The sequence below is a fragment of the Dorea sp. genome (genome assembly GCF_977044405.1).
In genome coordinates, this window is the sequence record NZ_CDRRQK010000005.1 from 66,311 (window position 1) to 78,335 (window position 12,025).

Below are 12,025 nucleotides of genomic sequence, written 5' to 3' on the forward strand. Positions count from 1 at the left end.
ACCAGAAGACCGTGAAGCACTGGAGCTTGGTCGGAAGATGATGAAGGCAGAGATTGGCGCAACTGCGAATGATCGTAAGAAGTCCCGCGGCCGCAAGAGACCATTGAAAATCTATATGGCACTGGCAGCGGTCATCATATGCGTACTGGCAATGGGAATCACCAGCATCGGTGGCCCAGAGCGTGTTGTAAGGATGGTACGGCAGGTTGTTGGGGATAGAGATGTGGAACAGGTGGATTCTAGTGATGAGAATAAGATAATTGAGGGTGAAAAGGAGGAAAAAGCATATCAAGAAATTAAGGATACATTTGATATAGAAGCTGTAAAAATTTTATGGAAACCAGATAAAATGAAATTTACATATATGACCATTGATGATGAAAATCAAGTTGCAGAACTATATTATAAATATAAGAAAAAAATAATGGTATATTTCATTAACTTGTCATATAGTGATAACTCGTGGGGAGTAGACATAGAAGATGAAGTTTTAGAAGAATATGAAAAGCAAGTTAATGGGTGTTCTATTGATATTAAAGAATATAAAATAAAGGATAATAATGTAAATAAATATACAGCGAAATTTAGATACAAGAAGGTAGAATATTTTTTGGTAGCTACAATGGAAAAAGAAGAATTTGAAAAAATTTTAAATAATTTATTTTTTTCTTAAAAAAAGCGACAGTTTTTTGAAGGTTATGTGTTTATATATATGAGGGACAAAATAAATCAATGAATTGGAGGTGAAATATGAAGAAGAGAATAGTGTCGGTGTGTTTGGCTGCTTTATTAATAGGAGGTTTGTCTATGACAGCTACTAAAGAAGTTAGAGCCTCAGATGAAAAGATTATTGATGGTTCAAAGTTGACACACGATAGTGAAGCGGAAGGGTATGATACCAAAATGACTAGAGGCGTGGATTTATTAACTGGATACTCCAAAGTTACGAAACTAGGAAAAGGGAAAATCTATGCTGGAGGAACGACAGTAGCATCTCAGACAGTGGATAGCGTAAAAATAGCTGTAATTGTTGAAAGAGCGAAAGAGGAAGATGATGCATGGTATGTATATGATGTTTGGCAGAAAGAAAATTTGAATGCTGATAGAGTATCATCCAATAGAACCCTTTATGTTGAAGGTGATTATTACTATAGAGTTCGTTGTACTCATGCAGCAAATAGCGATGTAAGCAGTTCATTTACCAATGGCGTTTATGTTGAATAACCAACCCTCACAAGTATAAGAGAACACTATCACAGAAAAAAGAAGAACAAAAAGAATTACGAACAGAAAAAAGAGATCACATTTCTAAGATAAAGAGAAGAGTTTAGAAAACAACAAGAAAACAAAAAAACAAGAACAAACCAGAAAAATTAGGCGAAAGCCTTAATTGTTTGGGCAAACGAAGGACGTATACGGTGTATTAAAATTATAGAGATACAGATAGGAGATTTTCGTTAGGAAAATTTATAAATTTTTTAAGGCAATGTCAGAAAATTTTTGAGAAATTAATTAAATTAAAGAAACGTATATTAAATATCAAATTCCAAAATAAATGTAAGTGCATCAATTCCAGTAGACGTAATAAAATAATTAAATATGGAACTTATCAACAAGAAGATTAAAATTATTTAGTAACTACGTAAACTTGGAAAACATATTATCGAATGCTCAGACGCAGAGAGAAAGAAAATATAAAAAATTACCTAAAATTACCTAAATTACCAAAAAGGATGCGGTTCTCCATCAGGGGGACCGCATCCTTTCGTTTCAGCAATATTACAATTGTGATTATGCATTTCTAAGAAGCTGCCGATGGCAGGTTCTCTGCACTATTATTCTCCAAGTGCCTGTTTTAAAGCTTTGGATAACTGGTCTGGGCAGGATGTCGGTCTTGCGCCACATGTTGTGCCTTCCAGACGTTTGATTACTTCGTGAGCGTCCATTCCTTTTACAAGGCTGCTGATTCCAGATGTGTTACCTGCACATCCGCCTACGAATTCTACATTTGCAATTTTATCTCCGTCAAGTTCTACGTGGATAAGACGTGAACAGACTCCAGTTGGTTTATAATCCATGTTAAGTTCCTCCTGTTAATATTTCCGATTGTTTCCGATGGCTGCCGGAAACCGGAGCCATATGACTCTGATTATAGCAGAGAATCGGGGGATTTTCCACCTATTTCGCTGGTTGAAAAGCAATTTTCTATAAGATATAATGTAGTTATCGCTTACAGATGGAAGTTGTTAAGTGTCTGTAAGGAGATGGGATGACGTGTTTTCGATATGTGGAACATGAGGTGAATATTAACAGGCAGGAGGAAACGACGATGATAGGTATTATCGGAGCAATGGAAGAAGAAGTTGCAGAGCTTAAGAAAGATATGCAGATAGAAGAAACTACAGAACAGGCAGGTATGGTATTCTGCAAGGGAACACTTGGCGGAAAGGATGTTGTGATCGTAAGAAGTGGTATCGGTAAGGTCAATGCAGGAATCTGTGCACAGATCCTGGTGAATAAGTTTGACGTGGATACACTGATCAACACTGGTATCGCAGGTTCTCTGGATGCCCAGATCGACATCGGAGATATGGTAATCTCTACTGATGCAGTGCATCACGATATGGATGCAACTGTTTTTGGTGATCCGGCGGGACAGATTCCAAGAATGGACACACTGGCATTCCCGGCAGACGAAGAACTGGTGAAAAAAGCAGTGGCAGCAAATGAGAAAGCAAACCCGGATATCCACACATTTACGGGAAGAATCGCAAGTGGCGATCAGTTCATTTCCGATCAGAGTGTGAAAGAAAGAATTGTGTCATTATTCCATCCAATGTGTTGTGAGATGGAAGGTGCAGGTATCGCACAGGCTGCGTATCTGAACAAAGTTTCGTATGTCATCATCCGAGCTATTTCGGACAAAGCTGACAATAGTGCGACGATGGATTATCCAACCTTCGAAAAGAAGGCAATCGCCCACAGCGTAAGGCTTATGAGAGAATTACTTCCGATGATTTAGGAAATGCCGGAAGATTACAGGTTTTATAAGTTGACAGAATGTGCAGAAAACTGACAGGAACCGTCAGCGGCTGTGCGAAATATGGAGAACGAATATAGGAGCCCTCTCTTTTGATTTACAGTATAATGCAAATCAAAAGGAGGGCTTTTATTATGCTGGAAATGATAATGGACAAGAAGTTGTTGTTCGTGCTGATGGGAATCTTTGCGGGAATTGGAGTTGCGGACAAGTGCGTGGTAGGTATGACAATGAAACGGCTGGTGCAGGCGGCGGGAAATATGAATAAAAGTACGCATCCGCTGATGCGGCTGGTGCGGGCGAAGTTCGAGCATGCATGTATGATAAGTGACACGGTGGAAAATGTAGGAGTATTTGTGGATAAGTATCTGTATGAATATAAAATATGTGGATTACCATTACATACGGTGCGCCGGCTGGAAAAGATTTGTGCCGGACTCTGTGCATTGACGGGACTTGCAGGAGCATTCTTCTCTTACCAGCTGTATGGAATGGGGGATTCGGTGCTAAGAACAGGAGCCTGTGGCGTGGGCCTTGGAATTCTGGTATGGCTGTTCCATCTGACGACGGACGAAGAGTATTGCCTGCAGATGGCGAAGAATTATATGGTGGATTATCTGGAAAATGTATGCCTTCACAAGTATGAAAAGAATAACGGAAAAGAGCGCACCGGACGTCAGAGAATGGGAGCAAATGTGAGCGAAAACCGGATGAGAAATCAGGAAAGCGATTCAGAAATGGAAGAAGCATATGAGGATATTGAAAATATAGAAAACACAGAAAAACAACCAGTGTCGGAAAAGCCTGTAACCGGAAATGTAACTGCAATCGAAGCAATGACACCGGCATCTACGGAGAAACGGGGAAGCAGATCAAGACGCGGAAAAAGAAAGAATGAACCAACCAGGGAAACCGCCAGAAATCTTGAAAGAGCGACAGCAAAACTTGCCGAAGCAACCAAAAGTGGGAGGCAGTATGAGGAGGAATATGAGGCGGCAGAAAGTAGAAGAAGGGATGCAGAATATAACGCGGAAGAGGTTGCAGAAAGAGAAAAAAAATATGCAGAATATGAGAAGACTACAGACACTGGAAAAACTGGGAAGAATCATGCAGGATACACTGTGGCGGAAGCATTTGGAGATTCTGGTGAAAATACAGGACAATCAACTGTCAACAGTGATAACCAGTCCTCGGAGATCCCGCCAAGTATCGAAAAAGAATTACCAAAAGAAGAGATGATCCGGCAGATATTGCAGGAGTTTATGGCATAAATAATGATGATTTTGAAAATTGCGTAGAAATAGCAATTCCAAAAATCATAGTATCCAAAAAAGCTGTAATGCACATAAGATGCGTACAGCTTTTTTGTTTGCCGTGCGTTCGGAAGAAGCTGCCAGTGGCAGTTTAGAGGATACTCAGATAGGAGTTAAAAGCAGCAGTTTTTCTGTATCCCAGATATGTAAGAAAAGCTATAGACAGTAGTACTTTGGTATACTCAAATATACACCCCACGATTCCTGTTCAGACTTGATAATAGAAACTATATTTGTTAGAATAGAACATAATATTTTTTAGAAATGAGAGTAGCTTTAGATTGAAAGAAACGAAGAGAAAAAACACGAGTTTATTTGCAAAACTAAAGAATTACAGCGAGTCTGATTATTACGCATTTCACATGCCCGGACATAAGAGAAATCTGGATCTGATGCAGGGAACTTCGCCGTACCGGATCGACATTACAGAGATCGATGGATTTGATGATCTGCACCATGCGGAAGGAATTTTGAAGGATGCGCAGGAGAGGGCGGCCAGGGTCTATCATGCGGATGAGACGCATTTTCTTGTAAATGGAAGTACTGTGGGGATCTTAAGCGCGATCATGGGAACGACGAGAAAGGGAGATTCCATACTGGTTGCAAGGAACTGTCATAAGTCGGTGTATCATGCGATCTATCTGAATGAGCTGGATCCGGTCTATCTCTTCCCGAAGTTCGATACAGAGCTTGGGCTTAGTACGGAGATTGATGTGGAGGATGTTAAAGAGGCGCTGAGAGCGAATCCGAAGATCCGTGCGGTGATGATCGTGTCGCCGACGTATGATGGCGTGGTGTCGGATATAGAGACGATTGCTGCGGTTTGTCATGAAGCGGGGTGCCCGCTGATCGTGGATGAGGCGCACGGGGCACATTTTGGATTCCATCCGTATTTTCCAAAGAGTGCGAATCAGTACGGGGCGGATCTTGTGATCAACAGTCTTCATAAGACGCTGCCGGCACTGACGCAGACCGCACTGCTTCATGTGAATGGAAATCTGGTGAACAGGCGTAAGGTGAAGCGGTATCTGGATATGCTGCAGACGAGCAGTCCGTCGTATATATTGATGGCTAGTATTGATGCGTGTATCCATGCAGTGGAAAAGACACTGGAAAAACAGGAGACGGCAGGAATCGAAGAAAAGATACTGGAAAAACAGAAGACGTCAGGAATCGAAGAAAAATGTAACGATAGAGAATTCGAAAGACAGACATCAGGAATGGAAGATGGCAATTCTGGAAATGAATTGGCAGATACTCTCCTGTTTGAAACATATGTTAATCGTATTGACGCATTAAGAAATGATCTAAAGCAGCTACAACATTTAAAGATTATACAGACGGATAACATAGATCACTATGACCGTTCCAAGTTTGTAATCTCAGTAAAGGACGCACCGTTATCCAGCCATGAATTGTATGAGATTCTTCTAAAAAAATATCACTTGCAGATGGAGATGCTGGCAGGGACTTATGTGCTTGCGATGACGACGGTGGGGGATACCGAAGAAGGACTGAAGAGATTAAAAGAGGCGTTGTTTGAGATTGATACATTTATCTCAGAGAGTGACAGAGAAAGCAATAAGAACAACGCTTCCATGCCGGACTTCGTAGGAAAGCAGCCCGCGCTTAAAAAAGTCTGGACAATTGCAGAAGCTGTTAATATAAGAGATGAATATGAATTTGAAGATAACAGTGAAGAGATGTCACTTGCGAAAGGACATAAAGCTAAGGTCAGTTTCAGAAAATCCATAGGACACATTTCCCTGGAATATGCGTATCTGTATCCGCCGGGAAGTCCGCTGATCGTTCCGGGGGAGCGGATCTCGGAAGAAGCGGTTGAGATTCTTCAATGGTATCAGGAACATGATTTTTCGATTGAGGGGCTTCAGTCGGAAGATGGCATAGAGGTGTGGATCGATGGGTAAGATATATTACATGATGGGGAAAAGCTCATCTGGAAAAGATACAATATATAAAGAGATAAGGAAAGACCTTCCGAATCTGAAGACGCTGACATTGTACACGACCCGGCCCATGCGCGAGGGGGAGAAAAACGGAGTGGAATATTATTTTGTAACGGATGATGTCCTTGAGAAATACGACAAATCTGGAAAAATGATTGAACTTCGTACATATCAGACCGTGTACGGTGACTGGAAATATGCTACAATAGATGATGGTCAGATAAATCTGGCAAAAGACGACTATCTGATGATCGGAACATTGGAGTCTTATAAAAAGACCAGGAAATATTACGGAGAGGAGAACCTGATTCCGCTGTACATCGAAGTGGAAGATGGGGAACGCCTGAAGCGGGCGATCGCAAGAGAGCAGCAGCAGGAGCATCCGGGATACGAAGAGGTCTGTAGAAGATTTCTGGCGGATCAGAAGGATTTCTCAGAGGAGAATCTTTTGGAAGCCGGGATCACAAGAAGGTACCACAATGACGACAAAGTACGATGTAAGGAAGAAATAATAGAGGTAATACAAGATGGGAAGCTTTAAAGATGTGGTTGGCCACAAAGACATATTAAAATATATCAGCAACGCAGTGGAAAATAACAGAGTGTCTCATGCATACATTCTGAATGGAGAGAGAGGTTCTGGCAAGAGAATGCTGGCGAACTTATTCGCCATGACGCTTCTGTGTGAGAGCGGTGAGAATGAGCCATGTGGAAAGTGCCATTCCTGCAAGCAGGCAGAGAGTGGGAACCACCCGGACATCATCCGTGTTACTCATGAGAAGCCGAACAGCATCAGTGTAGAAGATATCCGTACACAGGTTAATAATACCGTAGATATCAAACCTTACCAGGGACCATATAAAGTATATATCATTCCACAGGCAGACCTGATGACACCGCAGGCGCAGAACGCAATTCTTAAGACGATCGAGGAACCACCGTCATATGCAGTATTCTTACTGTTGACAGAGAATGCGGAGACATTACTGCCAACAATTAATTCAAGATGTGTCATGTTAAAACTACGTAACATCAAAGACACACTGATCAAAAAATATCTGATGGAGAATCTGGAGATTCCGGATTATAAGGCAGATATGTGTACAGCATTTGCACAGGGCAATATGGGACGTGCGATCATGCTGGCGAATTCAGAGCATTTTAATGAGATCCGTGAAGAGGCGGTACAGCTTCTGAAGCACATCCATGAGATGGAGTTAAGTGAGATTGTTGCAGCGATAAAGAACATTTCCGTATATAAGTTAGAAATTACAGATTATCTGGATATCATTATGATCTGGTATCGTGATGTGTTGTTATACAAAGCAACAAAAGAGATTGACAAGGTCGTATTCAAAGACCAGTTACAGTATATTAAAGAACAGGCAAGAAAGAGCTCTTATGAAGGTATCGAGCTGATCCTTGAGAGCCTTGAGAAAGCGAAAGCCAGACTGAAAGCGAATGTTAACTTCGATCTGGTTATGGAGCTTTTGTTCCTGACCATAAAGGAGAACTAATCATATGACGAAGGTAATAGGCGTTAGATTCAGAACCGCGGGAAAGATTTATTTTTTCTCACCGGGAAAGCTGGATATTAAGACGGGTGATAAAGTAATCGTTGAGACTGCAAGAGGTGTGGAGTTTGGTTCTGTCGTGACAGGACCAAAGGAGGTTGAAGATGACAAGATCACACAGCCTTTAAAATCCGTAATCCGTCTTGCAACAGAGGACGATAAGAAAAAAGAAGAAAAGAATAAAGAAAAAGAAAAGGAAGCATTCAAGATCTGCCTTGATAAGATCCATAAGCATGGACTTGAGATGAAGCTGATTGATGCGGAGTATACATTTGACAATAATAAAGTGCTGTTCTATTTTACGGCGGATGGACGAATTGATTTCCGTGAGCTGGTAAAGGATCTGGCGAGTGTGTTCCGTACCAGAATTGAGCTTAGACAGATCGGTGTCCGTGACGAGACGAAGATCCGCGGCGGTATCGGTATCTGTGGAAGACCACTGTGCTGTCACACATATCTGTCAGAGTTCGCACCGGTGTCCATTAAGATGGCAAAGGAGCAGAACCTGTCACTGAATCCGACTAAGATCTCAGGTGTCTGCGGAAGACTGATGTGCTGTCTTACGAATGAAGAAGAGACATACGAAGAACTGAACAGTCATCTTCCGGGAACTGGTGATCATGTAACGACACCGGAAGGATTAAGAGGTGACGTACAGTCTGTCAATGTGCTGCGTCAGCTGGTCAAAGTTGTGGTAACTCTGGACAATGATGAAAAAGAGATCCGTGAGTACCCGGCGGCAGAACTGAAGTTCAAGCCAAGACGCAGGAAGAAAGACATGAAGATCTCAAAAGAAGAGATGAGGGAACTGAAGGCGCTAGAAGAAAAGAACGGAGCATCGAAATTAAATGATGACTAATTTACTTCCGAATGAACGACTGGATGATCTGCAGATCAAAGGATATGAGATCATCCAGAGTCCGGGGCGGTTCTGCTTTGGAATGGATGCAGTGTTATTGTCCGCATTTGCAAATGTTAAGAAACACGAAAAAGCACTGGATCTTGGAACCGGCACCGGAATCCTGCCAATCCTTCTTGAGGCAAAGTATCCGGGCCTTCATTATACAGGGCTTGAGATACAGGAGGAAAGTGCAGACATGGCAAGGCGCAGCGTCCGGCATAACGGACTGGATGAGCGGATTGACATCGTAACGGGAGATATCAAGGAGGCAGCTTCTATATTCGGAGCCGCCTCTTTTGGAGTTATAACCACTAATCCACCGTATATGATCGGAGATCACGGGCTTAAGAACCAGAACGAAGCGCTGTATATTGCAAGACATGAAGCACTGTGTACGCTGGATGATATCCTGCGGGAGAGTGCGAAGATATTGAAGGTAAAGGGACGGTTCTATATGGTACACCGTCCGTTCCGTCTGCCGGAGATCATGACGAAGATGTGTGCATACGGGATCGAGCCGAAGAGAATGCGGCTGGTCTATCCGCATATCGACAAAGAACCGAACATGGTGCTGATCGAAGGAATGAAGGGCGGCAATCCAAGGATGCAGGTGGAGCCGCCGCTGATTGTGTATAATAAGGATGGAAGCTATACGGAAGAGCTGCTAGCGCTGTACGGGATGCATGACGGGGAGAAAAAGTAAGCAACAGATGACAGACAGGGAAAGCATGAATACTAAATGTTTGTGTAGCGGAGAATGGATATATGGAGGAAATAAGATGGCAGGAACATTGTACTTATGTGCAACACCGATAGGAAATCTGGAAGACATGACCTTCCGGGCAGTGCGGATTTTAAAAGAAGTAGATCTGATCGCAGCAGAAGATACCAGAAACAGTATCAAGCTTCTGAATCATTTTGAAATTAAGACACCGATGACCAGCTATCATGAATACAATAAGATAGAAAAAGGACAGAAGCTGGTAGAACGTCTGCAGGGCGGCGAAGATATCGCGGTCATTACAGATGCCGGGATGCCGGGAATCTCTGATCCGGGAGAAGAGCTGGTGAAAATGTGTCAGGAAGCCGGAATTACGGTAACTGCGGTTCCGGGAGCCTGTGCATGTGTAACGGCACTTACGATATCCGGGCTTGGAACGAGAAGATTCGCTTTTGAAGCATTTCTCCCATCGGACAAAAAGGAGAGACAGGCGATTCTTGAAGAGTTAAAAGATGAGACCAGAACGATGGTAATCTATGAAGCACCGCACAGACTGGTGCGTACGCTTAAGACGCTTCAGGAGACACTTGGCAACAGACGGATCAGCATCTGCCGTGAGCTTACGAAGAAGCATGAGACGGTATTTGCCACGACGATAGAGGATGCGCTTGCTTACTATGACGTGCAGGAACCAAAGGGAGAATGCGTCATGGTGATTGAGGGTAAGAGCCGCGAAGAGATCCGTAATGAAGAGAAGGCCAGATGGGAAGAGATGAGTATCGAGGAGCATATGGATTATTATCTGAACCAGGGCATCGATAAGAAGACTGCAATGAAACAGGTGGCAAAAGACAGAGGAGTCGGGAAAAGAGAGATTTATCAGGCGCTTTTGTAGGCATTGGTCAAAAGGGGACGGGGGATTTTAAAAAAAACCCCGTCCCTAATTGCATTTACCCCCGTCCCCTTTAAAAAAAACTCCGTCCCCATCGGTCACATTGGTCAACTTGTATAGAAAAAGCCAAAAAGATTGTTCAACTTGGGCATTACCCAGGTTGAACTTTTTTTATATACTTTTTAACAGAACGACACAGGAATAAAACAGACAAAATAAAAATCAAATGTATATAAATCAGGAGGATTAAACCAATGGCAAGTTTATCATTAAAGCACATTAACAAAACATATCCAAACGGATTCGAAGCAGTTAAAGACTTCAACCTTGAAATCGAAGACAAAGAATTCATTATCTTCGTAGGACCATCTGGATGTGGAAAATCTACAACACTTCGTATGGTTGCAGGTCTGGAAGACATCACTTCCGGAGAACTGAAGATCGGAGATAAAGTTGTAAATGACGTAGAACCAAAAGACAGAGATATCGCAATGGTATTCCAGAACTACGCTCTGTATCCACATATGACAGTATACGATAACATGGCATTTGGTCTGAAATTAAGAAAAGTACCAAAAGACCAGATCGACAAGATGGTTCGTGAAGCAGCTAAGATCCTTGACCTGGAAGCTTTGCTTGACCGTAAACCAAAGGCTCTTTCAGGTGGACAGAGACAGCGTGTTGCTATGGGACGTGCGATCGTTCGTAATCCTAAGGTATTCCTTATGGATGAGCCTCTTTCAAACCTGGATGCAAAACTCCGTGGACAGATGCGTATCGAGATCTCTAAATTACACCAGAGATTAGGTACAACTATCATCTACGTAACACATGACCAGACAGAAGCTATGACATTGGGAACCAGAATCGTAGTTATGAACGCAGGTGTTGTTCAGCAGGTAGATACACCACAGACACTGTATGATTATCCATGCAACCAGTTCGTAGCTGGATTCATCGGATCACCACAGATGAACTTTGTAGATGCTACATGTAAAGTAGTTGGAGACAACGTATATCTGGTAGCCGGACCTTCAGAGATCGAGCTTCCACCATCAAAAGCTAAGAAGCTGATCGACGGCGGATACGCTGGAAAGACAGTTGTTCTTGGAATCCGTCCAGAAGATGTACATGATGAGCAGATGTTCATCGAAGCTTCTCCAAACACAGTTATCGAAGCTAAGATCCGTGTATACGAGATGCTCGGTGCAGAAGTATTCTTATACTTCGATTATGAAGGATCAAGCATGACAGCAAGAGTTGATCCTAGAACAACAGCTAGAACAGGTGACACTGTTAAATTTGCTCTGGATGCTGAGAAGATCCACGTATTTGACAAAGAGACACAGGTTACAATCACAAACTAGTATAGAGTGTTTTAAAATAACCAGTATGCAATCCGCAGGAGCTTGCGGAAAAGATATAAAGGAAGAGGACCGGGCGGTAAAAATTTCGTCAGGTCCTTTTTCATGTCAGAGTGAGTCTTGAAAATGCTTTCTACAAGATATATGTCATGATTTGTGGGAAATGTAGATTGTAGGAATGATTTTTTAGCCCCCTTTTTGTTGACAGAATTTTAAAAATATAAAAAAATGGAACTATAAAAAAAGGAAAGTT

General features: G+C 42.4%; 12 protein-coding genes. 11 read left to right on the top strand and 1 reads right to left on the bottom strand.

Annotation, left to right across the window (positions count from 1 at the left end; all coding sequences use genetic code 11):
• Positions 1 to 193: 193 nt before the first annotated feature.
• Positions 194 to 673 (top strand): DUF4367 domain-containing protein, encoded by a 480-nt coding sequence (locus tag ACWJAF_RS03795; RefSeq protein ID WP_448862394.1) that lies wholly within the window; start codon positions 194 to 196, stop codon positions 671 to 673.
• A gap of 134 nt (positions 674 to 807) precedes the next feature.
• Positions 808 to 1,224, top strand: a complete 417-nt coding sequence (locus ACWJAF_RS03800; protein ID WP_448862316.1) for a hypothetical protein — start codon at positions 808 to 810, stop codon at positions 1,222 to 1,224.
• A gap of 611 nt (positions 1,225 to 1,835) precedes the next feature.
• Here the strand turns inward: ACWJAF_RS03800 and ACWJAF_RS03805 are convergent.
• Positions 1,836 to 2,078: a TIGR03905 family TSCPD domain-containing protein gene (locus tag ACWJAF_RS03805; protein ID WP_296030391.1), complete on the bottom strand. Its 243-nt coding sequence runs from the start codon at positions 2,076 to 2,078 to the stop codon at positions 1,836 to 1,838.
• 251 nt (positions 2,079 to 2,329) lie between these two features.
• Here ACWJAF_RS03805 and ACWJAF_RS03810 point away from each other — a divergent pair, with 251 nt between their 5' ends.
• The 9 genes from ACWJAF_RS03810 to ACWJAF_RS03850 all read left to right on the top strand — a co-directional run bounded on the left by ACWJAF_RS03810 (position 2,330) and on the right by ACWJAF_RS03850 (position 11,775).
• A complete protein-coding gene (locus tag ACWJAF_RS03810) occupies positions 2,330 to 3,022 on the top strand; it encodes a 5'-methylthioadenosine/adenosylhomocysteine nucleosidase (protein ID WP_296030388.1) in 693 nt (230 codons plus the stop codon).
• A 152-nt stretch (positions 3,023 to 3,174) separates the two neighbouring features.
• Positions 3,175 to 4,311, top strand: coding sequence for a hypothetical protein (locus ACWJAF_RS03815; protein WP_448862318.1), 1,137 nt, complete (start codon positions 3,175 to 3,177; stop codon positions 4,309 to 4,311).
• 323 nt (positions 4,312 to 4,634) lie between these two features.
• Positions 4,635 to 6,281, top strand: coding sequence for an aminotransferase class I/II-fold pyridoxal phosphate-dependent enzyme (locus tag ACWJAF_RS03820; protein ID WP_448862320.1), 1,647 nt, complete (start codon positions 4,635 to 4,637; stop codon positions 6,279 to 6,281).
• Positions 6,274 to 6,861 carry a guanylate kinase gene (locus ACWJAF_RS03825; protein ID WP_448862321.1) on the top strand — a complete coding sequence of 196 codons (588 nt, stop codon included), beginning with the start codon at positions 6,274 to 6,276 and terminating at the stop codon, positions 6,859 to 6,861. The genes ACWJAF_RS03820 and ACWJAF_RS03825 overlap by 8 nt, the downstream gene beginning before the upstream one ends.
• Positions 6,848 to 7,837 (top strand): DNA polymerase III subunit delta', encoded by a 990-nt coding sequence (holB, locus tag ACWJAF_RS03830; protein ID WP_448862323.1) that lies wholly within the window; start codon positions 6,848 to 6,850, stop codon positions 7,835 to 7,837. The genes ACWJAF_RS03825 and holB overlap by 14 nt, the downstream gene beginning before the upstream one ends.
• 4 nt (positions 7,838 to 7,841) lie before the next feature.
• The gene (locus tag ACWJAF_RS03835) at positions 7,842 to 8,753 is read left to right on the top strand and encodes a PSP1 domain-containing protein (RefSeq protein WP_296030378.1); all 912 of its coding nucleotides are present in this window, start codon (positions 7,842 to 7,844) and stop codon (positions 8,751 to 8,753) included.
• The gene (locus ACWJAF_RS03840; protein ID WP_448862325.1) at positions 8,743 to 9,498 is read left to right on the top strand and encodes a tRNA1(Val) (adenine(37)-N6)-methyltransferase; all 756 of its coding nucleotides are present in this window, start codon (positions 8,743 to 8,745) and stop codon (positions 9,496 to 9,498) included. Before ACWJAF_RS03835 ends, ACWJAF_RS03840 begins: the two co-directional genes overlap by 11 nt.
• A gap of 76 nt (positions 9,499 to 9,574) precedes the next feature.
• Complete coding sequence (gene rsmI / locus ACWJAF_RS03845) at positions 9,575 to 10,411, top strand: 16S rRNA (cytidine(1402)-2'-O)-methyltransferase (protein ID WP_296030375.1); 837 nt, start codon at positions 9,575 to 9,577, stop codon at positions 10,409 to 10,411.
• A 251-nt stretch (positions 10,412 to 10,662) separates the two neighbouring features.
• On the top strand, positions 10,663 to 11,775 hold the full coding sequence (locus ACWJAF_RS03850) for an ABC transporter ATP-binding protein (protein WP_296030373.1): 1,113 nt from the start codon (positions 10,663 to 10,665) through the stop codon (positions 11,773 to 11,775).
• Positions 11,776 to 12,025: the final 250 nt, after the last annotated feature.